The sequence below is a fragment of the Stenotrophomonas sp. STEN033 genome (assembly GCF_056856655.1).
The window spans coordinates 1-22677 of record NZ_JBXFWM010000049.1; the positions used below are offsets into that span (position 1 = coordinate 1).

The 22677-nt window shown below is 65.4% G+C and carries 20 protein-coding genes; 5 read left to right on the plus strand and 15 right to left on the minus strand.

The genetic code is table 11. From position 1 onward, the window contains the following. Window positions 1–377 precede the first annotated feature (377 nt). The 7 genes from tsaC to AC1VXC_RS15185 all read right to left on the minus strand — a co-directional run bounded on the left by tsaC (window position 378) and on the right by AC1VXC_RS15185 (window position 8462). Window positions 378–938, minus strand: coding sequence for an L-threonylcarbamoyladenylate synthase type 1 TsaC (tsaC, locus tag AC1VXC_RS15155; RefSeq protein ID WP_313495221.1), 561 nt, complete (start codon window positions 936–938; stop codon window positions 378–380). A gap of 228 nt (window positions 939–1166) precedes the next feature. Beyond that, a complete protein-coding gene (locus AC1VXC_RS15160; RefSeq protein WP_313173650.1) occupies window positions 1167–3668 on the minus strand; it encodes a DNA topoisomerase I in 2502 nt (833 codons plus the stop codon). Between the two features lie 188 nt (window positions 3669–3856). Further along, the gene (locus tag AC1VXC_RS15165; protein ID WP_313173651.1) at window positions 3857–4807 is read right to left on the minus strand and encodes an RDD family protein; all 951 of its coding nucleotides are present in this window, start codon (window positions 4805–4807) and stop codon (window positions 3857–3859) included. A gap of 33 nt (window positions 4808–4840) precedes the next feature. Next, window positions 4841–5575, minus strand: coding sequence for a GYF domain-containing protein (locus AC1VXC_RS15170; RefSeq protein ID WP_313495223.1), 735 nt, complete (start codon window positions 5573–5575; stop codon window positions 4841–4843). 21 nt (window positions 5576–5596) lie between these two features. Then, window positions 5597–6070 (minus strand): DUF494 family protein, encoded by a 474-nt coding sequence (locus tag AC1VXC_RS15175; protein WP_313173653.1) that lies wholly within the window; start codon window positions 6068–6070, stop codon window positions 5597–5599. 45 nt (window positions 6071–6115) lie between these two features. Next, window positions 6116–7267 (minus strand): DNA-processing protein DprA, encoded by a 1152-nt coding sequence (dprA, locus tag AC1VXC_RS15180; protein WP_481538792.1) that lies wholly within the window; start codon window positions 7265–7267, stop codon window positions 6116–6118. 70 nt (window positions 7268–7337) lie between these two features. Next, window positions 7338–8462 carry a LysM peptidoglycan-binding domain-containing protein gene (locus AC1VXC_RS15185; RefSeq protein ID WP_313173655.1) on the minus strand — a complete coding sequence of 375 codons (1125 nt, stop codon included), beginning with the start codon at window positions 8460–8462 and terminating at the stop codon, window positions 7338–7340. A gap of 128 nt (window positions 8463–8590) precedes the next feature. On the opposite strand from AC1VXC_RS15185, the gene def reads away from it, so the two are divergent. From def to AC1VXC_RS15205, 4 genes are all read left to right on the plus strand, one after another. Continuing rightward, window positions 8591–9106 carry a peptide deformylase gene (gene def / locus AC1VXC_RS15190; RefSeq protein ID WP_313495225.1) on the plus strand — a complete coding sequence of 172 codons (516 nt, stop codon included), beginning with the start codon at window positions 8591–8593 and terminating at the stop codon, window positions 9104–9106. Between the two features lie 188 nt (window positions 9107–9294). Then, entirely contained in the window at window positions 9295–10218 is a 924-nt protein-coding gene (fmt, locus tag AC1VXC_RS15195) for a methionyl-tRNA formyltransferase (protein WP_481538791.1), read from the plus strand. Window positions 10219–10222: 4 nt separating this feature from the next. Beyond that, entirely contained in the window at window positions 10223–11560 is a 1338-nt protein-coding gene (gene rsmB / locus AC1VXC_RS15200) for a 16S rRNA (cytosine(967)-C(5))-methyltransferase RsmB (RefSeq protein ID WP_313173658.1), read from the plus strand. 211 nt (window positions 11561–11771) lie between these two features. Continuing rightward, window positions 11772–12539: a glycosyltransferase family 25 protein gene (locus tag AC1VXC_RS15205; protein WP_481538790.1), complete on the plus strand. Its 768-nt coding sequence runs from the start codon at window positions 11772–11774 to the stop codon at window positions 12537–12539. Window positions 12540–12566: 27 nt separating this feature from the next. On the opposite strand, the gene AC1VXC_RS15210 is transcribed toward AC1VXC_RS15205, so the two are convergent. From AC1VXC_RS15210 to AC1VXC_RS15230, 5 genes are all read right to left on the minus strand, one after another. Continuing rightward, window positions 12567–13484: a glycosyltransferase family 2 protein gene (locus AC1VXC_RS15210; protein ID WP_313173660.1), complete on the minus strand. Its 918-nt coding sequence runs from the start codon at window positions 13482–13484 to the stop codon at window positions 12567–12569. Next, window positions 13481–14428 carry a UDP-glucuronic acid decarboxylase family protein gene (locus AC1VXC_RS15215; protein ID WP_481538789.1) on the minus strand — a complete coding sequence of 316 codons (948 nt, stop codon included), beginning with the start codon at window positions 14426–14428 and terminating at the stop codon, window positions 13481–13483. The genes AC1VXC_RS15210 and AC1VXC_RS15215 overlap by 4 nt, the downstream gene beginning before the upstream one ends. 113 nt (window positions 14429–14541) lie before the next feature. Next, complete coding sequence (locus tag AC1VXC_RS15220) at window positions 14542–15456, minus strand: glycosyltransferase family 2 protein (protein WP_313495230.1); 915 nt, start codon at window positions 15454–15456, stop codon at window positions 14542–14544. Further along, the gene (locus AC1VXC_RS15225) at window positions 15453–16742 is read right to left on the minus strand and encodes an O-antigen ligase family protein (RefSeq protein ID WP_481538788.1); all 1290 of its coding nucleotides are present in this window, start codon (window positions 16740–16742) and stop codon (window positions 15453–15455) included. The genes AC1VXC_RS15220 and AC1VXC_RS15225 overlap by 4 nt, the downstream gene beginning before the upstream one ends. Before the next feature lie 207 nt (window positions 16743–16949). Further along, window positions 16950–17777, minus strand: coding sequence for a glycosyltransferase family 2 protein (locus AC1VXC_RS15230; protein ID WP_481538787.1), 828 nt, complete (start codon window positions 17775–17777; stop codon window positions 16950–16952). 100 nt (window positions 17778–17877) lie between these two features. On the opposite strand from AC1VXC_RS15230, the gene AC1VXC_RS15235 reads away from it, so the two are divergent. Continuing rightward, entirely contained in the window at window positions 17878–18909 is a 1032-nt protein-coding gene (locus AC1VXC_RS15235) for a CDP-glycerol glycerophosphotransferase family protein (RefSeq protein ID WP_313173665.1), read from the plus strand. 358 nt (window positions 18910–19267) lie between these two features. Here AC1VXC_RS15235 and AC1VXC_RS15240 read toward each other — a convergent pair whose 3' ends face one another. From AC1VXC_RS15240 to ribA, 3 genes are all read right to left on the minus strand, one after another. Next, window positions 19268–20773 carry a PH domain-containing protein gene (locus tag AC1VXC_RS15240; protein WP_481538793.1) on the minus strand — a complete coding sequence of 502 codons (1506 nt, stop codon included), beginning with the start codon at window positions 20771–20773 and terminating at the stop codon, window positions 19268–19270. Between the two features lie 5 nt (window positions 20774–20778). Beyond that, window positions 20779–21288, minus strand: a complete 510-nt coding sequence (locus tag AC1VXC_RS15245; RefSeq protein WP_481538786.1) for a PH domain-containing protein — start codon at window positions 21286–21288, stop codon at window positions 20779–20781. A 204-nt stretch (window positions 21289–21492) separates the two neighbouring features. After that, a complete protein-coding gene (gene ribA, locus AC1VXC_RS15250) occupies window positions 21493–22614 on the minus strand; it encodes a GTP cyclohydrolase II RibA (protein ID WP_481538785.1) in 1122 nt (373 codons plus the stop codon). Window positions 22615–22677: the final 63 nt, after the last annotated feature.

A 22677-nucleotide genomic window follows, 5' to 3' on the forward strand; every position in this document is an offset into this window, starting at 1 on the left:
GCCGAGCCATGCTCGGCTGTGGCTTTACCGGTGAGGCTCCTGCCGAGCATGGCTCGGCACTACGTTTTTGCTCCCTCCCTTTGGCGTAGCCAAGGGGAGGGTTGGGGAGGGGTAGGCTTTTCAGGTATTGCGGGAAACGCCCGGTAGAGCCGAGCCATGCTCGGCTGTGGCTTTGCCGGTGAGGCTCCTGCCGAGCATGGCTCGGCACTACGTTTTTGCTCCCTCCCTTTGGCGTAGCCAAGGGGAGGGGTGGGGAGGGGTAGGCTTTTCAGGTATTGCCGGTAGTGCACTGTAGCGCCGAGCCATGCTCGGCTGAGGCTTTACCGATGAAGCCCCTGCCGAGCATGGCTCGGCACTAAGGGTGGCGCGCTTGGCGCTCAGTCGCGCAGGACCTCGCCAGTGGCGGCCACGCGGATGCGGGTCGGTTGGGCAAGGCCGCCGGTGGCGCCGTCCAGCAGGCCATCCAGCAGGACCAGCAGGGCCGGGTCCAACTGCTCACGGGAGCGCGCCGGGGGCTCGCCGGCGAGGTTGGCACTGGTTGATACCAGCGGGCCGTCCCAGGCCTTGCACAGGGCCTGTACCAGCGGATGCGCGCTGACCCGTACGGCGATGCCGGTGTGCTCGCCAGTGATCCAGCGTGGGGCACGTGGGCCGGCTGGGACGATCCAGGTGTTGGCGCCGGGCCAGCTGTCCAGCACCGCTTGGCGGCGATCGGCAGGCAGGGCATCCAGCTGCACCCAGCCTTCCAACTGCGCTGGACTGGCGGCGATCAGGATCATGCCTTTCTCGACCGGGCGCTGTTTCAGCGCCAGCAGCTTCATCACTGCGGTTTCGTTGGAAGGATCACAGCCCAGGCCCCAGACCGCTTCGGTCGGGTAGGCGATCACGCCGCCGGCCTTGAGGGCCGGGACGACGCTGTGCAGGTCGAGTTCGAGCATGGTCAGCACCGTTGGAGGGCCAGCGCGTTCGATGGCGCTGGTCCGCGAAAGGACGCAAAGCAAAGGCCGCCCGGTGGGCGGCCTGCTGCGGGTGGCGCTGATTATCCGCTTGTTGGCGGGGGAGGGGAGATGAAAGCAGTAGCAGTGCTGGTTCCCACCCTCGGGAGCAAAGCCTACCCTCATCCGTCCTTCGGACACCTTCTCCCGGAGGGAGAAGGAAGTGCAGGTTCAGAACGGCGGTGCGTCGTCGGCGGCCGACTTCTTCACTGCCTTCTTGGCGACGGTCTTCTTGGTGGCCTTCTTCGCCGCGGTCTTTTTGGTTGCGGCTTTCTTGGTGGCCGCCTTCTTGGCCGGGGCCTTCTTCGCGGCGGCCTTCTTCGGTGCGGCTTCCTTCTTGACCGTGGTCTTCTTGGCGGCCTTCTTGCCGAAGCCCTTGCGCACCGGCTTGCCGGTTTCGGCCATCAGCTGCTCGACTTCGGCCAGGGTCAGCGAGGCCGGCTCGCGGTCCTTGGGAATCTTGCCGTTCATCTTGCCGTCGCTGATGTAGGGGCCGAAGCGACCGTTCAACACCTGGATGTCCGAGCCCTCGAACTCCTTGATGATGCGGTTGCGGGCGATCTCTTCCTTCTCTTCGATCAGGAAGATGGCGCGGGCCAGGTCGATCTTGTAGGGATCGTCTTCCTTGGTCAGCGAGGCATAGGTACTGCCGCGCTTGGCGAACGGGCCGAAGCGGCCGATGCCGACGGTGACTTCCTCGCCATTGGCGTCGGCGCCAAGCTTGCGCGGCATGTCGAACAGCTTGAGTGCTTCTTCCAGGCTGATCGAGTAGATGCTCTGGCCCGGCTGCAGCGAGGCGAACTTGGGCTTTTCCTCATCATCGACGGTGCCGATCTGCACCATCGGGCCGAAGCGGCCGATACGAGCGGTGACGTCCTTGCCGCTGACCGGGTCCGGGCCGAGCACGCGCGCGCTGCCGGCATCGGTGCGGTCCAGTGATTCGCTCTTGTCGGTGACCAGTTCCTTGAACGGGCCCCAGAAGCGCTCCATCAGCGGCACCCACTCTTCCTCGCCACGCGACACTGCATCCAGCTCGTCCTCGAGCTTGGCGGTGAAGTCGTAGTCGACGTACTGGGTGAAGTGGCTGGACAGGAACTTGCTGACCGCGCGGCCCACGTCGGTCGGCTTGAAGCTGCGGCCTTCCATCTCGGTGTATTTGCGGAACAGCAGGGTCTGGATGATCGAGGCGTAGGTGGACGGACGGCCGATGCCGTATTCCTCAAGCGCCTTGACCAGTGCCGCTTCGGTGTAGCGCGGCGGCGGCTGGGTGAAATGCTGGTCGGCGACGATACGGTCCAGCGGCACGCGGTCGCCGGGCTTCATCAGCGGCAGCTTGCGGCCTTCGTCCTCGTCCTCGGCGCTCTTGCTGTCCTTGCCTTCCTCGTACACGGCAAGGAAGCCGGGCACCACCACGGTGGTGCCGCTGGCGCGGAACACGTGCTCGCTGCCGGCCGACAGGTCGACGCTGACGGTGTTCAAGGTAGCCGGGATCATCTGGCAGGCGACGGCGCGCTTCCAGATCAGCTCGTACAGCTTGCGCTCGTCATCGGTGAGGTACTTGCCCACCTGCGCCGGGGTACGCAACGCGGAGGTCGGGCGCACGGCTTCGTGGGCTTCCTGCGCGTTCTTGGATTTGGTGGTGTAGGTGTTGGGCTTGTCCGGCAGCGCGCTGATGCCGTAGTCGCGGGCAATCACGTCGCGGATCTCGGCCAGCGCGTCCTGCGACAGGCTCACCGAGTCGGTACGCATGTACGTGATCAGGCCAACGGTGCCTTCGTCGCCGATCGCCACGCCTTCGTATAGTTTCTGCGCCACCTGCATGGTCTTGCGGGTGGTGAAGCCGAGCTTGCGCGAGGCTTCCTGCTGCAGCGTGGAGGTGGTGAAGGGCGCGGCCGGGCGGCGCTTGCGCTCCTTGCTGGCCACATCGGTGACATGCAGCGCGCCCTGCGCCGCCTGCTGGATGCGCAGGCGCGCGGCCTCGGCGGTGTCGCCATTGGTAATGGTGAACTGCTCGAACTTCTGTCCGTCCAGCTTGATCAGGCGGGCATTGAAGTGCTGCGAAGGATGCGCACAGGCGGCCTCGATGCTCCAGTACTCGCGCGAGATGAAGGCTTCGATCTCTTCCTCGCGCTCGACGATCATGCGCAGCGCCGGGCTCTGCACGCGGCCGGCGGACAGGCCACGCTGCACCTTGCGCCACAGCACCGGCGACAGGTTGAAGCCGACCAGGTAGTCCAGCGCGCGCCGTGCCTGCTGGGCATCGACCAGGTCCGAGGCGATCTCGCGCGGCTGGGCAATGGCTTCCTTGATCGCACGCGGGGTGATTTCGGTGAACACCACGCGCTGCATCGGCTTGCCATCGGACAGGCCGCGCTGCTTCAGGATCTCGGCGATATGCCAGCTGATGGCTTCACCCTCGCGATCCGGGTCGGTCGCCAGCAGGATGTCGTCGGCGCCCTTTGCGGCTTTTGCGATGGCCTCGACGTGCTTCTCGTTCTTCTCGATCAGGTCGTAACGCATGGCGAACCCGTTCTCGGGGTCGACCGCGCCTTCCTTGGGAACCAGGTCACGCACATGCCCATACGAGGCCAGGACCGTGTAGTCCTTGCCGAGGTATTTATTGATCGTCTTGGCCTTGGCCGGTGATTCGACGATGAGCAGGTGCTTGGGCATGTCAGTACATTCTTGGGGCGGAACGCCCGTGTGGGGGCGCTAGGGTGGCTTAAACCGGGACGATAGTGAAGCCGATGTTTGGGTTGTGCATAAGCCGACGCCCGGGTTGCGGCCCGGGCGTTCAGCTTGGTTCCTTATTAGAGGAATCATGCCGGAGGGGCTTGTGTCAAGCCGCCCCCGGCAATTTGTCAGTTGAAGCCAGCTGCGGCAATGCCAATGATCACCACAAGCCCGATCAGGCAAAGCATGCCCAGGCCAACCAGCGACAGGATCACGATGGTGACCGTGCCCAGGCCCTGTTGCTGCCACTCCGGATGTTCGGTGAAGGCGAACTTGTCCACCACCAGGGTGTCGCAGATGATGTCATGCAGGGCCTGCTTGCGCTCGGTGAAGGCGGCCATCACAAAACCGATGCACAAGGTGATGCTGCTCAGGAGGTAGGCGAAGAAGCGGCCCACCGCGCGACCGAGGGTCAGGCGCTCACCGTTGCTGCGCACTACCTTGATGCCCACGGCCATCTTGCCCAGCGTGGCCTGGTACTTGGACGAATGCATCCATGCCGGATACATCAGGTTGCCGGCGAAGATCAGCAGGTAACCGACGCCCATGGTCACGATCATGCCAATGGAGCCGGCGGCGGAGTCCGAGCTGCCGGCCACACCGCCGACAATCGCGCCGAGGATGCTCAGCGGGATCAGCACGATGTAGGTGAACATCGTCATGATCACATAGTCGATGAAATAGGCGGCGACACGCTTCCAGAAGCCTGCCTGCACCACCAACCCGCCCTGTACCGCCGCCGGGTCCACATCCTGCGGACGGCTGGCGGGCGCGGCATAGGGGGAATGCGCATCGGTGTCGGTCGACACCGGGGCTTCGGCCGCAGTGACCGGGGCTACCAGCGCCTCGCCGCTTTCGATGGCGGCATAGTCGTTGCGCAGGTCGATGCCGGTGTTGGCCTGCGCCAACAGCTGCAGTTCGTCGGTCACCGTTGAGAGCGACTGCCACTGCGGCATGCCTTCACGCCATACCAGGGTGTCCAGGTCGATCTCGCCCGCGCGGAATTTATCGCGGAGGGCGTCCGCTTCAATCGGACCATGCCGCTCGCGCTGGGCATCAGCGTAGTACCACTGACTCATCATTTTCCCCATGAAAGTTGTAGCCGTTGCCAATCAACCGCGACAGTTGCTTGGCAGGTATCGGTCTTCGACATCGGAGCTGCATTGCCACGTGCCGGTCTGCGTATCGTAGTCGAGCCAGATGCTTCTGCCGTCAAGCTGGGCCTGCTTGGGCGCGTGCAGGCGTGCTTCCAGCCCGCAATGCGCCTCTTCGAGACGGCCGATACGGACCTGGGCGATGTCGCCGTCGGCATAGCTTTCCGGGCTGCCGAAGCCTTCGTCGTCGTTGATCGGGCAGCGCTCGTTGGCGGCCACGAACGCGACCACCTGTTGTTTCAGGTCGAGCAGCTGGCCCTGCACCATGGTGGTCTTGGAGCGCAGCAGATACTCCTGGTAAGCCGGCACGGCAATGGCCGCGAGAATGCCGGCAACGGCCAGCAGGATGACCCCGACCACCGCCGCGATGATGCCGGCAATCGCGCAACCGGACATTCCCGGCCGCGGCGCCGCCGAGGTGGCGCTGTGGATTGCGTGCGGGCCCTGCGGCAATGCTGGCGGAACCGGCTGCGGGCTTGCCGGGGCAGTCCGTTCCAGTGTGAGCCCAAGCTCGCTGGCGAACCCGCGCAGCGGCTGCCAGTCGCTGGCGCCCTCGCGCCAGACCAAGGTGTCCTCGTCGATGCGACGGGAATGGAACAGCGCGACGATATCCTCGTCGCTGATCGGGCCGCGGCGTTCGCGGTTGCCCTCGGCGTAGAACCACTGGCTCACGTAGGTGTTGTCCTTATGCATCCCTGCACGCCGTTGCCGGGCTTAGTGCAGGGGTTCGGGTTCGTCGACGAACATCTGGGTTTCCATCCATGCATAGGCGGCTTCCGCGCCGGGCTGGTTGAACAGCACCATCAGCACCACCCACTTCAGGTCGTCCAGATCCAGTTCGTCCTGGTCCAGGGCCATGGCGCGATCCAGCACCAGTTCGCGCTGGTCGGCGTCAAGGATGCGCTGCTGTTCAAGAAACAGCAGGAAGCCGCGGCTTTCCACATCAAGCTTGTCCAGCTCCGGGCCATGGAATACGCGCACCGGCCCGTCAACGCGTGGCTGTGCCACCGCGGGGCGTTGTTCTGCCAAGGCATCGAGCCAGTCGAAGGCCTTGTTGATTTCGGCGGGACTGAAACCGGCCTGGATCAGGCCGTTCTGTAGCGAGTCGCGGTCTCGGATGAGATCAGCATCTTCGCTGAAATAGTGTTCAAACAGGTACAGCAGGACGTCCAGGATGCTCTCTTTCATTGCCCCTCGGCCTGCGCCATCGGCGCTGTGGAGGTGAAGAAACCTTCAGGTGCGGGTGTAACGGCCGTGCGCGGACGACACCCTCCCTTCCAATTCCATGAGCAGCAGCATGGAGGACAGGCTGGCGGCCGTCAATCCAGTGCGCTCGATCAGTAAATCCATACCGGTTGGGTCATAACCCAAGGCATCCCACAATCGCTGGTAGTCTGGGTCCGGTGGCGTGACGGCCGGGTGCTGGCCGGACGGTACAACGGAGATGGGGGTCTGAAGCCGGGTTTGCAAGGCGCAGGCCAGTTCGCCGGCCAGATTGGCCACGCCTTCAAGAATGTCGTCGATGTGTGTCACCAAGGTTGCACCTTCGCGTATCAGCCGATGGCAGCCGCGCGCCATCGGGTTATGGATGGAACCGGGCACGGCAAAGATCTCGCGCCCGGCTTCGCTGGCCAGGCGGGCGGTGATCAGCGCGCCGGAGCGTTCAGCGGCCTCGATCACCACGGTGCCCAGTGCCAGTGCCGCCAACAGCCGGTTGCGCGCAGGGAACTGGCCGCTGCGCGGCGGTGTGCCGGGCGGGTATTCGCTGATGACGGCACCTGCGGCGGCGATCTGCGCCTGCAATTGGCGGTGATGGCGGGGGTAAGCCAGGTCAGGGCCGGTGCCGATCACCGCATAGGTACTGCCGTTGCAGGCAAGTGCTGCCCGGTGCGCGGCGGCGTCGATGCCGGCGGCCAGGCCGCTGGCAATGGTGAGGCCGTGCCCCGCCAGGGCGGAGGCGAAGTCGCGGGCGATGTCGCGACCGCCGGCGCTGGGCATGCGGCTGCCGACGATGGCGATCGCCGGTTGCCAGAGACTCGTGGGGTTGCCGGCCAGGAACAATGCCAGTGGCGGATTGGGGCTGTCGCGCAGCAGGGATGGGTAATCCGGGTCACCCCAGCCGATCAGGTGGTGTGCATCGTCGGCCAGCCACGCGTTGGCGCGCGCCCAGTCGTCGGCAGCGGGCTTTGCCAGGGCCTGGCACTGGGCCGGTGTGCAGCCCGCCGCCTGCCAGCCTTCCTTGCCGGCGGCCATCGCGGCGCTGCCGGTGCCGTGCTGGTCGAGCAGTCTGCGCAACGCGGACAGGGGGCCGCCGGCCAGGGCCAGGGTCAACAGGTCGGGGCAACAGGGCGGGGCGGGGGGAGCGGTGATGATTGTTCGAGGCATGCCCCAGCCTGCCGCTGCAAACAACAACGGCGCCCTCGGGCGCCGTTGTCTTGAAGCGTAAGGCTAGCGCTTACTGCGCGTCCGGGTGCTTCAGCTCGTAGCCAAGGCGCGCCGGCTTGGTGCCTTCCATGATGAGTGCGTAGCTGACCTTGTCGAAGGTGCGGAACACCATCGCATGGGCCGCATACTCGTCCGGCAGGGCAACCCGGCCTGCGCCACCCTTCAGTGCGTCGTCGGCACGCGAAGAGCCCGGGTACTGCATGCGGTGGGCAACGTGGCTGCCGCTGCGCCAGATCGAGAACACCGTGCCGTTGTTGATGCCCTCGCGTGCGCCACCGGAGATGGCGATGACATCGCGCGGGCCGCCGCTGGTGAAGGTGTCGGTCACGGCAAGCACGCGCAGCTGGCCCGGTGCCGGGGCGGTGGCCGGGGCATGCGGGATGAACTGCAGGTCATACGGGTTGATCTGTACCGGCATCAGGCGGTCGCCCCGGCGCACTTCGCTGCCGCTGGCTTCCAACTGCAGGGTGGAGGCCTGCACATCGCCGCTGGCGACCTGGGTCAGGGTGCCGACATTGACCTGGGCCAGCTCGTAGCCGAGCACCTCGTTGCGGTCATTGGTGGCAATGAAGCTGCCCCAGAGGTTGCCGCTGCCCGGGGTGACCTTGCCGCGGTTGTCCAGGTCCTCGGTCGGCTTGGGTTGGGCAAAGCGCACGGTCGGACGCACCACCATGTAGCGCTGGCCGGCCTGTGCACCGTCCAGGCCCATGACATAGGCCTTCTGCCCGGCGCTGGCGCGCAGGCGGTTGTCTTCCAGGCCGACCACATAGGGCAGGTCTTCGAAGCTGTCGACGACGTTCAGGTTCTTAAGGAAAGGCTCAACGTCCGACAGCGGTACGCCGGTGATCGGGGCTTCCTGGCGCGGGCCGGGCTGGGCCGTCACGCGGTCCAGATAGGCCAGGCTCAGAACGTCGCCCGGATAGATCAGGTGCGGATTCTTGACCTGCGGGTTGGCCTGCCAGATTTCCGGCCAAAGCCACGGCTTCTTCAGGAAACGTGCCGATATGTCCCACAAAGTATCGCCCTTGCGCACCACGTAGGTGTCAGGGTGAGTGCCGTTCATTTCGACGGCCACGGCATAGGTCGTGACGGTCAGCATCGCCACGGCGGCGACCGTACGTAATTGTTTCAACATGGTTGCGATCTGCCTGATTCCCCAACAGGTTGTCGCACTATATTGCAGAAACGGGCGCGCCGGGCAAGCGCAAGCGGTAGAATTGGGACATCTTGCCGAAATAAGCGGCATCCCAGATTGGTATCGCCATGGCCCTCCTGCCCATTCTTGAGTTCCCAGACCCGCGCCTGCGCACCAAGGCGGCCCTTGTCGAGGCTGCCGAAGTGACCACGCCGGCCTTCCAGCAGTTGATCGACGACATGCTGCAGACCATGTACGACGCTCCCGGCATCGGCCTGGCCGCCAGCCAGGTGGACGTCCATAAGCGCTTCATGGTCATCGACGTCAGCGAAGAGCACAACGAGCCGCAGGTATTCATCAATCCGCAAATCGTCAGCGCCAGCGAAGGCGGCCGCGTCTATCAGGAAGGCTGCCTGTCGGTACCGGGCATCTATGCCGATGTCACCCGTGCCGATTCCATCGTGGTGCGCTTCCTCGACCGTGAGGGCAAGCCGCAGGAGCTGGCCGCCGATGAGCTGTTGGCCACCTGCATCCAGCACGAGATGGATCACCTGGACGGCAAGCTGTTCATCGACTACCTGTCGCCGCTCAAGCGCGAAATGGTGCGCAAGAAGCTGGCCAAGTCGCGCAAGCACGTAGCCTGATTCAAGGGTGGGATCGGGGCGTCGGGATTGGGGATTGGCAAGAGCAGGTTGTGCCGCGCCTCCCGGATGTCCTGGCGCTCTGTTCTATCTCCTTGACCTGCACGCTCCTTTTTTGATTCGCGATTGTTGGCAGCTGCCGCTGCGTTGTTCTTGCCAATCCCGGATCCCGAATAGCGAATCCCCGCCCAATGAAAATCATCTTCGCCGGTACGCCGGAATTCGCCGTTGCCTCGTTGGCTGCCGCTGCGCGCCAGCATGAAGTGGTAGCGGTCTACACCCAACCGGATCGCCCGGCTGGGCGTGGTCGCGGGCTGATGCCCTCGCCGGTGAAGCTGGACGCCATCGCGCGCGGCATCCCGGTGTTCCAGCCAGAGAGCCTGAAGACCGCCGAAGCCCAGCAGCAGCTGCGTGACCTGCAGCCGGACCTGATGATCGTGGTGGCCTACGGCCTGATCCTGCCCAAGGCGGTGCTGGCCATTCCGACCCATGGCTGCTGGAACGTACATGCCTCGCTGTTGCCGCGTTGGCGTGGTGCGGCGCCCATCCAGCGCGCGATCGAGGCCGGCGACGCCGAAACCGGCGTCTGCCTGATGCAGATGGAAGCAGGGCTGGATACCGGCCCTGTGTTGTTGCGCCAGCACACCCCGATCAGCGACACCGATACCGGTGGCCAGTTGCATGACCGCCTGGCACAGTTGGGCGCGCAGGTGCTGTCCGACGGTCTTGGGCTGTTGCGCGCTGGCCTCAAGCCGGTGCCGCAGCGCCAGCCGGAAGCGGGTGTCACCTATGCACACAAGCTGGACAAGGCTGAAGCCAGGCTCGATTGGGCGGAGCCGGCAGCTGCGCTGGCGCGCCGCGTGCGCGCCTTCAGTCCTTGGCCGGTGGCCGAGGCCATGCTGGCCGGCGAGCGGGTACGCATCCACGGCGCGGTCGCCATTGACGACAATCATGGCCAGGCCCCGGGCACGGTGATCGGCGCCACGCGCGAGGGTATCGACATCGCCTGCGGGCAGGGCGCGTTGCGCCTGCGTGTGGTGCAGCGCGAAGGCGGCAAGGCGATCACCGCGGCGGACTACCTCAACGCGCGCCGCGATCTGCGGGTCGAGGGCTGAGGCGATGACGGTGGTGAGTTCTTCGCCGTGGGGAAAATCCGCGGCGGCACAGCCCGGCGTGCAGACCCGCGCGCTGGCGGCCAAGGTGCTGGCGGCCGTCATCGGCAAAGGCCGCTCGTTGAAAGCCGAACTCGGTGCGGCCCTGCCCAGGCTCGACGATGGTCGTGACCGGGCACTGCTGGAAGCCATCTGTTTTGCCGTGTTGCGTCGGCGCGCGGTCTACGATCAGGCGCTGCGGCAGTGGTTGCAGAAGCCGCTGGGCGCACGCGACAGCGATCTGCGCGCATTGCTGATGGCGGGCTTCGCACAGTTGGATGTTCTGCAGCTGCCCGCCCACGCCGCGCTGTCGGCGACGGTGGACGCGGCGCGCGCGCTGGGCCGTGAGCGGCAGGCCGGCATGGTCAACGCGCTGCTGCGCCGCGCGCAGCGCGAAGGCTTTGCCGAGGCACGCGCCGAGGATGCGTGGCCGGCATGGTTGTTGGCACAGGTGCGTCGTGATTGGCCGCAGCAGGCGTCTGAAATCATCACGCAAAGCCTGCAGCCGGCACCGATGTGGCTGCGGGTGAATCGGCAGCAATATGCGCGCGATGCCTATCTGGTGCTGTTGGCCGAGGCCGGCATCGACGCCGTGGCCGAGCCTTTGTCCGCCGACGCGGTGCGCCTGCCGGTTGCCGTGCCGGTGGCAAGTCTGCCGGGTTTCGCACAGGGGGCGGTATCGGTGCAGGATCTGTCCGCGCAACAGGTGGCCGATGCCTTGCAGGCGCCGTCCGCGGCGCGTGTGCTCGATGCCTGCGCCGCGCCGGGCGGCAAGTCCGCGCATCTGCTTGAACGCGATCCCTCGTTGCGGTTGCTGGCGCTGGATGTGGATGCACGACGCCTGCAGCGCATCCGCGAAACCTTCGCCCGTACCGGCGTCGGTGCGCAGGCGCAGGTACTGGCGGTGGATGCCGTCGATACCGCCGCCTGGTGGGATGGCGTGGCATTCGATGCGGTATTGCTGGATGCGCCCTGTTCGGCCACTGGCATCATCCGTCGCCAACCCGATGTGCTGCTGCATCGTCGCGCCGAGGACATCAGTGCGCTGGCTGCATTGCAGGCGCGGCTGCTGGACGCACTCTGGACGGTGCTGCGCCCGGGTGGTGTGCTGCTCTATTCGACCTGCTCGATCCTGCGCCAGGAGAACGGCCAGCAGGTGGCCGAGTTCCTCGCCCGTACCCCTGATGCACGGGTGCAGGCCTTGCCCGACGCCTTCGGGCACGACGTTGCCGGCAGCCGTCAGCGGCTGCCGGGCGAGCAGGGTGGTGACGGCTTCTTCTATGCGCGTTTGTTGAAAGCGGACTAGACGGCAGAGCCTGGATTTCGTCGAAATCCGATCAAGCCCGCGGCGCCGCTGCCGATGAAAGGAAAGCCCCGTCGCACTGCGCTGGCGGGCAGGTATGAACGAGGGATGGACGCTTGCTGATCAGGTACTATCATGGCTCGCAGCTGTGCTCAGGATGGCTCCTGAAGCGTCGGGAGCCTGTGTTGATTCTTCTCCAGGATCGCTTCGCGCAATGACCCGGCCGTCCGCTGATATCCCCTTGTATGTCATCAACCTGCCGGCATCGGTCGATCGTCGTGCCTCGATCCTGCAGCAGGCGGCGGCGCTGGGCCTCGAGGTGACGGTACGGGATGCCGTCAATGGCAGTGAGCCGCACCCGCTGTTTGCGAAAGTGGACGAGAAGCGTCGGCTGGCCTGCAAGGGTCGCCCGTTCCGTCCCGGCGAGATCGGCTGCTGGGCCAGCCACTATCTGTTGTGGCAACAGTGCGTGGACAGCGGCCGGCCGATGATCGTGCTGGAAGACGATATCGTCATTGATCCGCGTTTCGTCGACGTCCTGCGTGACCTGCCGTCACTCCCGGACTCGGTAGGTTATTTCCGCCTGCATGCGGCGGCCCGGCCCAGTTCGCCCTGGGTGCAGTTCGGTGACTTCGTATTGCATCGTTACTGGCGCAGTCCCTTGTGCACCTTCGGTTACTACCTGGCACCGTTGGCGGCGGAAAAGCTGCTTCGTCATGCCGATCGCTGGGTGTTGCCGGTCGACGACTACATGGACCTGGCCTGGCTGCACGGCGTGGAATGCCTGGGGCTCAAGCCCGGCGTGGTGCGTAGCGGTGACCTGTTTGCATCCGTGATCCAGGTCGGGCGCAAGGCCAAGCCGGGTGTCAGTTTCTCCGGATGGTTGAGCCGCGAAGCCTACCGCGCCGGCCTGAGCGTGCGCTGGTTTGCCTATAACCTCGCATCGCGGCTGCGTTGGCGTGCACGTGCGAGCAATGGCTGATCGACCGGGCGCGGCTTTGGGCGCCGCTCAGCGGCGCCGGGCGGCACGTCCGAGCAGGATGCTGATCGCCCGTTCGTAGCGCTTCCACCATGGTGCATCCCCGCGCAGTGCGATGTTGGCGTAGCGTTGCCGTTCCTTGCGGCTTGGTTGTGGTTTGGTGCGGTACTCGCGTTTGGCCAGGCTGCAGCACCCTGGGTCCAATCCGCTGCGCGCCGCGTATACGCGAACGATGCCGTAGTTGCGCAAGCCGTCGCGGTACAGGCTGATGGGTTCGCGGCGGCTGGCCCACCAGCCGTTGTTGCCATGGGTGCGGTACTCCACGCAGGCGGTGGGCAGGTAGTACTTGCGCGCCCCCAGGATGCTGGCGCCGTGCACCACACAGGCATCGGCGCACAGTTTCCATTGGCGACGGAAGCTGTGCGGCAGGTCCAGTACGTTCTCGGCCCAGCCGCGGCGCAGCGATAGTGCCGAGGTCGGTGCGCCATACCAGGGCACCAGGAAGTAGGTGCTTATCGCGGTATAGCCCAGATCGATGGGCGTGGTGCTGTGCTCATAGCGGATGTCCAGCGTATCGACACCGAAGGTCTGCAGGTCGCTGAAGACGAAGTCGATGTCGCGACGGGCATCGTAGAGCGCACCGATCTTCTCCAGGTAGCCAGGCTTCCAGCGATCATCGGCATCGAGGAAACAGATCACGTCGGCCGTGGCGGCAGCCACGCCGCGCTGGAATGCGGCCAGCTGTCCTTCGTTCTCGCCGAACAGCAAGGTGACCCGCGCATCGTCGCCATAGCGCTGGCGCAGCAACGCCGGCGAGCCATCACGGGAACCATCATCCACCACCAGGATCTGTGTTGCAGCACGGCTCTGTGCCAAGGCGCTGTCTATCGCCTCGCAGACGAAGGCGGCGTAGTTGTAGTTGGTGATGACGACGGCGAAGGTGGTCATGTGTTGTCTCCGGCCAGCAGTTTGCGGAAGTAGGCGATGGTTTCCTTCAGGCCGTCTTCCAGTGCGACCCTGGGTTGCCAATCCAGCTTTTCACGGGCCAGCGCGATGTCGGGCTGGCGCTGGCGCGGATCATCCGAGGGCAGTGGCCGATACACCAGGCGCGAACGGCTGCCGACCAGGCGCACGACCGTCTCGGCCAGTTCCAGCATGCTGAACTCGCCGGGATTGCCGATGTTGATTGGACCGGTGAAGCCGCGCTCGGTATCCATCATCCGCAGCATCGCCTCGATCAGGTCATCCACATAGCAGAAGCTGCGGGTCTGGGTGCCGTCGCCGAACAGGGTGATGTCCTCGCCGCGCAGTGCCTGCATGATGAAGTTGCTCACCACGCGGCCATCGTTGGGATGCATGCGTGGGCCGTAGGTGTTGAAGATGCGCACGACCTTGATGTCCAGTGCGTGCTGGCGGTGGTAGTCGAAGAACAGCGTTTCGGCACAGCGCTTGCCCTCGTCATAGCAGCTGCGCACGCCGATCGGATTGACCCGGCCCCAATAGGCTTCCTGCTGCGGATGCACCTCCGGGTCGCCGTAGACCTCGCTGGTGGAGGCCTGCAGGATGCGCGCATCCAGGCGTTTGGCCAGGCCCAGCATGTTGATCGCGCCATGCACCGAGGTCTTGGTGGTCTGCACCGGATCATGCTGGTAGTGCACCGGCGACGCCGGACAGGCCAGGTTGAAGATGCGCTGCACCTCGACATACAGCGGGAAGGTGACGTCGTGGCGCAGCAGCTCGAAGTCGGGATTGCCCAGCAGATGGGCGACGTTGCGCTTGCTGCCGGTGAAGTAATTGTCCACGCACAGGACGTCATGGCCTTGCTGGATCAGCCTGTCGCATAAATGAGAGCCAAGAAATCCCGCACCACCTGTGACCAGGACGCGTTCCATGAAAGGCTCTCTGCATGTGGAGGGATGCCGGTGCTGTGTTCAGCCCCTCGCCGGCAAGGTCATTCTGCCATGGTCCGCATCCAGCGGCGGAGAGGAACGCATGAAAGCGTTTGTCAGGTGCCGCTGGCGGGGCTGACAGGGCTGCCCCGCCCCGGCATCAGGTCCAGGCCCAGCGCTGCGGAAAATGCCGCCGAGCCCCAGGCCGCCCATTTGACCGCGTCACGGCGGCGCAGCAACAGGCTGTAGACCACCACGGCCGGGACTGCTGCGACCATCAGCTTGGCCAGGTGCATGCGGCCGGCGGCGTCGCCGACATAGCGGCGGATCGCGATCTGGCGCGAGCGTGCATAGTGGAAGCGTTTGATGAAATCGGTGCGCAGGCTGGGGGTGGAAGACGCACCGCCCTTGTGGAAAGCGCGTGCGGCAGGCTGCAGCAGGCATTGGTAGCCGGCCTGGGCCAGGCGCAGGCAGAGGTCATCGTCCTCGTAGTACAGGAAAAATACCTCATCAAATCCGCCGATGTCGCGGAATGCGCGGGTTCGCAACAGCTGGCAACAGCCGTGGATCCAGTCGGCGCTGATGACCTTGTCCGGCACGGTACATGTGCTGTCGACATCAGGCTTGAAGAACGCCTCGCGATGCGAGATCTGCGGGACCGTCTCGCTGCGCCAGTTCTGCGGACCGACCACGCCAGCCTGCGGGTGCGCCTGCATGCAGTCCAGCAGGCACTGCAGGTCCTGCGGGGCGATGACGCAATCAGGATTCAGCAACAATGCAAAAGGGGTCTGCACCGTTGCCATCGCCTGGTTGTTGGCGCTGCCATAGCCGGCGTTGGCGCTACGGCTGATCAGGCGTGCGTGCGGGATATGCCGGGTGATGCGCGCCACGGTATCGTCGCTGCTGCCGTTGTCGATGATGACGACATGCGGGAACGCGGCCAGGGTTGCGCCCATTGCCTCCGCAAGAGTCGAACTGTTGTAGGTGACGCAGACGATGGTCACCTCATCAAACGACGGGCTGGGCTTCATGAGGTGGGGTCGCGCTCTCTGCCGATACCTTGCCAGGGGAAGCTGCCCAGCGGGACGCATGCCATCAGCAGGACGAAGACGTGGCGATGGGTGAAGTTGCTCCATAACCCATTGGCCAAGCCTGCCGCGACATAGATGATGAGGATGCTGGCAAAGATACCCTTTTGTGGGTCGCGCAGCTTGTTCACGTGGCCGGCAAAACAGCACAACAGCACGGCGAAGATCAGCAGGCCTGCGGCGCCCTCCTCGGCGAGGATGAGCAGTGCCTCCTGGTGCGGGTGGCCGGTGATGAACGGTGCCGAGCCGGGGGTGTCGCGCATCTGCTCCAGATAGAGCGGCTCCCATTGGTTCAGGCCGTGCCCGAGCACCGGTGCGTCGGCGATGATCGGCAGGGTCTGCTGCCACAACCACAGGCGGATGCCGCTGGAGGTGGCCTCACGGGCGATGAGGTAACCATCCACCTCTTCGGTGACCGAACTCAGCATGCGTTCGCGGATGCTGGGAGTCGACCATAGCGTGCCGATGATGAGGATGACCAGGCCGCCGCTGATCAACAGCGTGCGCCAACCATTGAAACGGTGTGCGACCAGGCGGTAGATCCAATATCCCAGCAAGGGCAGCAGCACGATGTAGGTGGTGCGGCTTTGGATCAGCACGACCACATTGAACAGCACCAGGGCGGCACCGGCCAGGGCGGCAATCCGCCAACGCCGGTCAGTGCTGTTCAGGCCCACGGCGACCAGCATCGACATCAGGATCAGGCTGGCCAGCCCCTGCTGGGTGTACTCCTTGAATACCGTGTTGCGCATCGAGGAATGGACCTCGGCAATCGCTCGCTGCGGCACCAGCCCGAACTGCATCAGGTAGGAGATGACCACCACCAGGCCGGCGGCAACGGCGAAGGCAGCCAGTGCGCGCCAGCGCCAGCGCGAATCGCGCAGCAAGCTGGCGATCAGCGCCGGGTAGATGCAGCCCCACATGGCAGCGTCGCGAAAGGCCGGGTCGCCACGGCTGATCCATGCATGCAGCGCGCTGGCGAACAGCACCCCGAACCAGACCAGGAAGCCGATCACCACCGGTTCGCGCAGGGCGGCGCGCCAGCGCGGCAGCAGTTCGGCACCGGCCAGCGAACACAGCAGGCTCAGGCCCAGCAGGATGTTGGTGGCCGGCTTGTTGATGGGCGCGGCAAACACGCTGAGCACCGCGCACCACTGCCCGACCGTCAGCAGCCGTGTACGGAACGCCTGTAGCAGGGAAGGGGGTCGGACCGCAGACAAATGATTCACGTAGGGGATCACACCGGTTGGGCGTGGGGACGCCGCGGGGGAAAGTGGCAGTGACAGCGGGACGGCCACCGGGCAACCAGTCTGATTCTCAGTCGGCAGAACTTACAATTCTAGCGATGGGCACCTGCATCTTCAACGAACCGAAAACCATGTTCAGGAGGTATGCGGGCCGGGGTTCAGCAAGTGCCCGAAGGCCCCACAGCCACGCTATTCGTGGGTGCCGCCATCGGCCGGTGGGGTCACCAGCGGCTGCCCGTTCTGCAACAACCACAGCATGATGGTCTTCTGTCTTACGTAGTTGGCGCTGACGAAGGCCTCGATCAGCCCCGGCCAGCCATCCAGGAAGCCGCGCTTCACCACATAGCTGCGGATGAAGCGCCAGCTCGGGGCGATGATCAGCTTGCCCAGGCTGGCGCGCTTGCCCTTGCCAAACTCATGTTCGGCCATCATCCGTGCGTACTTCTGCTTCTTGTCCAGCAGTTGCAGGAAGCTGCGGTAGGGGTGGTGCAGCAGGTCGCCCTTGAGCAGCGCGGCCGGGCCATCCAGGGTGACCGCTTCGTGGATCTCGCGATCGCCGCGCCAGCCACCACGGCGGCGGTCGAACAGGCGCAGCACCCGGTCCGGATAGGCGGTGCCATGGCGCAGGAAGCGGCCGAAGTACTCCGAGCAGCGCGCGAAGCGGTAGCCGACGGCGCGGTTGAAGCCGGCATCACGTTCGGCCTCGATGGCGGCGCGCAGTTCCGGGTTGACCCGCTCATCGGCGTCCAGGCACAGCACCCAGTCGTGGCTGGCCTGCTCCACGCAGAACGCCTTCTGGCTGCGGAAGCCGGTGAACGCACGCTGCACCACGCGCGCACCCGCGGCTTCGGCCACGGCGACGGTGGCGTCGCTGGAGAAGGAGTCCACCACCACGATCTCGTCGCAGAACGCCAGCGAGGCCAGGCAGTCGCCAATGCGGTCGGCTTCGTTGAAGGCGATGATGCAGGCCGACAGGCGCGGGCGCTGGGCGGGCAGGGTGGTGCTTGGGCTGGGCATGCGGGGGCTGGCATGGGGGAACGGGCCAAAGCCTAGCAGCGACGGCTTCCACTGGCGATGCGATAATCGCCGCATCCCGCGAAATCCAGGAGCCCCCTCCGTGCCACGTCACTATCTGCTGTACGGCTCCGAGCGCTACGCGCTGGCCATCCTCCGCCCGCTGCAGGCGGCGATCCGCGCGCGTGGCGATGAGGCGGCATGGTTTTTCGATGGCCCCGGCGCCAGTGACCTGACCGCCGACGAGACCTTGCTGACGGTAGAGCAGGTGCGTGCATGGAACCCCTGTGCGGTGATCACCTCGTCCAACGCGGTGCCGCACTTCTTCCCCGGGGTGAAGGTCGAAACCTTCCACGGCTTTGACGCCGGCAAGCCGCGCCATATCTATATCCGCGGTTTCTTCGACCTGTACTGCACCACCGGCCCGCGCGATACCGCTGCGTTCTCGGAGCTGGCACAAAAGGCCGGACATTTTTCGGTGGTGGAAACCGGCTTCCCGAAGATCGACCCGTTCATGAGCCAACTCAAGGACGAGCCCGATCCCGTGCGCGAGCCGCCGGTGATCCTGTACCACTCGACGTTCTCGCCGTCCTGGAGCGCCGCGGGCATCCTGTACGACGAGATCAAGCGGCTGTCGCAGACGGGTGAATGGCGCTGGATCGTTACTTTCCATCCGAAGATGGACCCGGAAATCACCGCCAAGTACCGCGCGCTGGAAGGCCCCTACCTGCGTTTTGCCGATGACGACAACATCCTGGACCTGTTCCCGCAGGTGGACATGATGTGCTCGGACACCTCCTCGGCACTCAACGAATTCCTGCTGACCTACAAGCCAGTGGTCACGTTCAAAAACCGTCGCCCGGGCCCGCAGTTGCTGGACATTGATGACCCGGCACAATTTGAACCTGCGATTCGCACCGCCTTGTCGCGGCCGCCGGAGTTGATGGCGGCGGTGCGCCAGTTTGCCGATCAGCTGCACCCTTACCGCGATGGCCAGTCCAGCGAGCGCATCCTGCAGGCCATTGATGACTTCATCGCCAAGGGCGGGCGCAACCGCAAGCCCAAGCCGCGCAACTGGTGGCGCAAGATCAAGCTGCGCAAGCGTATTGGTTACTGGGGCCCTGCGCGGGTTTGAGAACCAGCAACTTCGCTTTGCCACGATGCCGAGGGCGAAGTCGGGGTGTGGCGACACGGTTGTAGCCCGGGTAAGCGCAGCGCACCCGGGAAGAGCGCTCAATTCGGTAACTCGGCTTGACGCCTGATGCGGGTTCTGGAGAAGCAGGTTTTCCGTTGCGAGAATTTGGCGTGCCTCCCGGGTGCGCTGCGCTTACCCGGGCTACGGAACTTTCCCCTCTCCCGCCCCTTCGGGGCACCCTCTCCCGCAAGGGGAGAGGGGATACGGCTGCAATTGCAGGCATTGCCTCAACTCGCAGTGGCCTCTCCCTCTCCCCTTGCGGGAGAGGGTGCCCCGAAGGGGCGGGAGAGGGGGAGCCTCACCAGCGCAGCTTGCGTCGCACCATCTCCCGTTCCAGCTGCGCCATCAACGTGCGCGCCTGCGCTTCCTCCAGGAAACGCAGCTGCAACGCCGGGGCTCCGCCCGCGCCAGCGGTATCCAGCGTCAGCGTCGCGGTACCAAAACGCCGGTCCAACGGGGAACGGTCCAGCCGCAATGCCTGCAGCTTGTCCAGCTCGGCCACCCGGCACCAGCGATTCCACCAGCCGCCGCGGATGGCCACACGCTGCGCGTCGATGTTGTAGCCGATGCGGCTTACCTGGCGATGCGCCTTCAGTGCCGACCAGGGCAGCCACAGCAGCGGCAACAAGCCCCATGCGCTGCGGGTCTCGTACACCAGCAGCGCCGACAGGACGCCCATCAGAAACAAGGCTGGCAGGCAGAGCCGCCACCAGCCGCGGGTGCTTACCGGCAGCCATTGTCCGGGCGGCCATTGCACTTGCGGCAGCAGGTGCTGCAGCAGGCCGTCGCAGACGGCCGGGGTCGCCAGTGGCGCCAGTTCCTTCAGTGCGCGGCCGTCCTGTTCCTGCTGTTGGCCGCCGCTGGCGATGTCCACCCGCAGTTGACGACGCTTGAACAACCGATGCAAGGCGCCTTCGCGCAGGGTCCAGGCCTGGATACGACGCCGCGCGACGCTGCTGCGCACGCGGGTGAAAAGACCACGTTCGACGGTGAGGCGACGGTCGGCTTCGCTGAGGCGAAAGCCGTAGTACTGCACGATCGCCAGGCCTACCGACAGCAGCCGCATCAACACCAGGGCGAATGCGAGTAGCAGGATGCCGGTAGCGATCATGGTCAACGTGCCCAGCTGCAGCTGGCTGGCATAGCCAAAGGCGTGGCGGCCCTGTTCCTCGATGAAATCGGAGGTGGCACGACGTGGGAACAGCTGGTAGGCCGCACCGATTGCCGCCGCCACAACGACCATTGCGCGATTGGAGATCAAGCCCTGCCGTATCAGTTCGGGCAAGTCCAGGCTCAGCAACACGCCATCGGCGGCAGCATCGCTCCGTTGGTCGGTAGTCGCCGCTTCGCTGCCGCCCTGGCGGATCAGTCGTTCCAGCTCAAGCGCCTGTGCCAGCTTGAGCACGCGCATTTCCGCTTCGGGCTTGTCGCCGCCAGCCGATTCCAGGCGCAGCTCGGCCACGCCGAACATGCGGTGCAACAGGTTCTGGTGCACCACCACGTTGTGGATGCGCGCGAACGGAATCTCGCGACGGGTGCGTTCGAAGATGCCGCTGCGGATGCTCAGCGCATCGGTGCCGATGCGGTAGCGGTAGCTCAGGTATTGCAGCACCGCCGTGGCGACCAGAGCCACCACGATCGCGGCGCTGATCCAGTGGTGGTAGGGCAGGTCATCGTCGCGGCGACTGCCAAACACCAGCAGGGCAACCAGTGGCAGCAGGAACTGCTGCACCTGCTGTTGCAGGGCGAACAGCCACGACCACGGATGCAGTCGCTGCTCGTCGCTGGGGATGGGGGGCGGCAGTTCGCTCACAGCGCGTCGTCGTCGTGGTCGAGCTGCCGCGCCAGGCGATCACGCAGGCGTTCGGCATCTGCGTGTGCCAGCCCGGCCACGGCGACGGTGTTCATGCGGGTACCGGCGGTATGCACGATCAGGGTCGCCAGGCCGGCCATGCGCTCCAGTGGGCCGCGGCGCAGGTCCAGGTGCTGCACGCGCGAGACCGGGACATGGCTTTCGCTCTGCCACATATGGCCGCGGCGTACGCCCAGCGATTGCGCGTCCAATCGCCAGAAGGTGAGCCGATGCCGGCGCCAGCCGAACCAGGCGCCAAGCAGGGCGCCGACGCCTGCGGACGTCGGCGGGCCCAGCAGCCAGTTGGATTGATCGGTAGCCAGCATCAGCACCACGCAGGCGGCGCCGAACAGCAAAGCCATGCTCAGTGCCGCACCCGCGGCGGCGAACAGCGCGCCGCGCGGTGGCAGTGGCTGCCATTGATGGTGTTCCGGCGGGGGCGTATCGAAGGCAGCAGGTTCAGTCATGCGCAGACGATATAACGGCGGGGCCGTACAACGGTAGGTGCGATGGCGGTTGTGGGAGCCGCGTAGGCCCCGAAGCCGATGACGCGGCAGGCCCAGGAAAGCCTGCGTTCGATATTTCAAGGTTGGGCGCCAATGCTGGCGCCGGATGCGGCAATGGCTTCGCGGCTTACGCCGCTCCCACAAATGCCGCGAAAAGCGAGGCGCTTACTGCGCCGCCATGATCAGCGCATCCACATCCAGGTGGTGGCCGGCGCGTGCGGCCTTGGTGCGCAGGTACTGCTCGTTCTCGTGGGTGATCTCGCCGGTCACCGGCACGCAGCCAACGACTTCGATGCCGGCCTTGCGCAGGTGCTGCACCTTGGTCGGGTTATTGGTCAGCAGCTGGATGCGCTGCACGCCCAGCGCGCGCAGCATCGCCACGGCGCTGCCGTAGCGGCGTTCGTCGGCGCCAAAGCCGAGTTGCGCATCGGCATCGATGGTGTCGAGGCCTTCGTGCTGGTAGCCATAGGCACGCATCTTGGCGGCGATGCCGGTGCCACGGCCTTCCTGGTCCAGGTACAACAGGATGCCGCCGCCGAGCTCCTTGAGCGTGCGCAGGCCGCGCCGCAGCTGGTCGCCACAATCGCATTTGAGTGAGCCGAACAGGTCGCCGGTGAGGCAGGACGAATGCACGCGCACCGGCACGATGCCGCCCATGTCCGGATTGCCGACGATCACCGCCACCTGGTCACGCTGTGCCACGCCGCCACGGAACACGGCGAACTCGCTCATGCCGACGTCACGCAGCGGCACGGGCGAGCGCGTTACCAGTTCGTAGTCCTGGCCTGCCTGGCCAGCACCTTCGTACAGCGCGGTGGTGTCCAGCTGCAGGCAGTCATCAAACGGACTGCCTGCCGCATCCAGTTCCACCGAGATCATGGCCGGCAACAGCAAGCCCAACCGCGCCACTTCCACCGTCGCTGCATCCAGCTCATTGCCATTGGCTTGCGCATCGGCCGGCGCGACTGCATCGCGCAGATAGGCCAGCGCTGGCAGCTCGGCAAACGCGCGATCAGCCAGTGGCAGGTGGATGCCGTTGGCGGCGTTGATGCCCAGGGTCTGCGCGCGCGCCGCGCTCAGGAACAGGTAATGGCGACCTTGCGCGGCCTCGGCGAAGGCGGCGTAGCCTTCCGGCGAGCTGCTGTCCAAGGCAATGCTGGCCAGTCGCTGCCGGCCATCGCTGATCACCACCGGGCGGCCCGCACGGAGTTCGGCGGCGGCGCGTTCGCAGCGGATGGCGGCGGTCTGGCCGAAGTAGGACGGGCTGGCGGAAACGGGGCTGTTCATTTGAAACCTTATGGGGGCCGTTGGCTGTCGAATCAATCGAGCGGCACGGGTGACGCAGTGTTG

Excerpts from the sequence above, each read along its gene's own strand:
- AC1VXC_RS15230 (WP_481538787.1), bottom strand. The coding sequence starts at position 17,777 with ATGCCCAGCCCAAGCACCACCCTGCCCGCCCAGCGCCCGCGCCTGTCG.
- AC1VXC_RS15245 (WP_481538786.1), bottom strand. The coding sequence starts at position 21,288 with ATGACTGAACCTGCTGCCTTCGATACGCCCCCGCCGGAACACCATCAA.
- def (WP_313495225.1), top strand. The coding sequence starts at position 8,591 with ATGGCCCTCCTGCCCATTCTTGAGTTCCCAGACCCGCGCCTGCGCACC.
- AC1VXC_RS15205 (WP_481538790.1), top strand. The coding sequence starts at position 11,772 with ATGACCCGGCCGTCCGCTGATATCCCCTTGTATGTCATCAACCTGCCG.
- rsmB (WP_313173658.1), top strand. The coding sequence starts at position 10,223 with ATGACGGTGGTGAGTTCTTCGCCGTGGGGAAAATCCGCGGCGGCACAG.
- AC1VXC_RS15215 (WP_481538789.1), bottom strand. The coding sequence starts at position 14,428 with ATGGAACGCGTCCTGGTCACAGGTGGTGCGGGATTTCTTGGCTCTCAT.
- AC1VXC_RS15185 (WP_313173655.1), bottom strand. The coding sequence starts at position 8,462 with ATGTTGAAACAATTACGTACGGTCGCCGCCGTGGCGATGCTGACCGTC.
- dprA (WP_481538792.1), bottom strand. The coding sequence starts at position 7,267 with ATGCCTCGAACAATCATCACCGCTCCCCCCGCCCCGCCCTGTTGCCCC.
- AC1VXC_RS15210 (WP_313173660.1), bottom strand. The coding sequence starts at position 13,484 with ATGACCACCTTCGCCGTCGTCATCACCAACTACAACTACGCCGCCTTC.
- AC1VXC_RS15165 (WP_313173651.1), bottom strand. The coding sequence starts at position 4,807 with ATGAGTCAGTGGTACTACGCTGATGCCCAGCGCGAGCGGCATGGTCCG.
- fmt (WP_481538791.1), top strand. The coding sequence starts at position 9,295 with ATGAAAATCATCTTCGCCGGTACGCCGGAATTCGCCGTTGCCTCGTTG.
- tsaC (WP_313495221.1), bottom strand. The coding sequence starts at position 938 with ATGCTCGAACTCGACCTGCACAGCGTCGTCCCGGCCCTCAAGGCCGGC.
- AC1VXC_RS15175 (WP_313173653.1), bottom strand. The coding sequence starts at position 6,070 with ATGAAAGAGAGCATCCTGGACGTCCTGCTGTACCTGTTTGAACACTAT.
- AC1VXC_RS15220 (WP_313495230.1), bottom strand. The coding sequence starts at position 15,456 with ATGAAGCCCAGCCCGTCGTTTGATGAGGTGACCATCGTCTGCGTCACC.
- AC1VXC_RS15160 (WP_313173650.1), bottom strand. The coding sequence starts at position 3,668 with ATGCCCAAGCACCTGCTCATCGTCGAATCACCGGCCAAGGCCAAGACG.
- ribA (WP_481538785.1), bottom strand. The coding sequence starts at position 22,614 with ATGAACAGCCCCGTTTCCGCCAGCCCGTCCTACTTCGGCCAGACCGCC.
- AC1VXC_RS15170 (WP_313495223.1), bottom strand. The coding sequence starts at position 5,575 with ATGCATAAGGACAACACCTACGTGAGCCAGTGGTTCTACGCCGAGGGC.